Genomic DNA, 441 nt, shown 5'->3' with positions numbered 1-441 from the left:
GGCCGGATCACCGCGACTGCCCTACACCTGGCACTCACCCCACTGACCGAGCCCAGCACCGAGGCCATCGAACTCGCCGCACCCTGGAGCCTCGGCCGATGCCTGCACCAGGCTCTGCCTCGCCTTGACGTCCGCGATCCAACTCAGCTCTGCGTCGAACAGGTCGTCGAGTTCGCCGAGAGTGTCTACGAAGTGTTCATCCGAGACGGGCTGCCCACCGATCTCGCCATCACCGGAGCAGGCCGATGACGACGCCGATGCTCGACCGCGCTGGCGCCCGCCGGCTCGCCTCGGACGCAGAAGTCATCAGTGTCCGACGTCTTCCCCAAGGCCGCTTCAACACCTGCTGGCACCTGGCAGGCCACGATCGCTCCTACCTCCTCAAGTTCAACAACCGGGAGGGCGAGGCCCACCTGCAGAAGACGGCCGACGCCATGATTG

2 protein-coding genes are annotated in these 441 nt (G+C 66.2%); both read left to right on the top strand.

Annotated features, from left to right (window positions below):
* Positions 1-249, top strand: a 249-nt coding sequence (locus tag ACLQ24_RS30275) for a hypothetical protein (RefSeq protein WP_425895146.1), incomplete at its 5' end; no start/stop codon positions are given.
* The coding region (locus ACLQ24_RS30270) for a hypothetical protein (protein ID WP_425895145.1) at positions 246-441 on the top strand (196 nt) is incomplete at its 3' end. The genes ACLQ24_RS30275 and ACLQ24_RS30270, both read left to right, overlap by 4 nt.

Origin of the sequence: Micromonospora sp. DT4 (assembly GCF_049841675.1) — a bacterium.
Taxonomy (GTDB): Bacteria; Actinomycetota; Actinomycetes; order Mycobacteriales; family Micromonosporaceae; genus Micromonospora.
The sequence above is the reverse complement of the archived record's forward strand: the minus strand, read 5'-3'. Positions and strand labels throughout refer to the sequence as shown.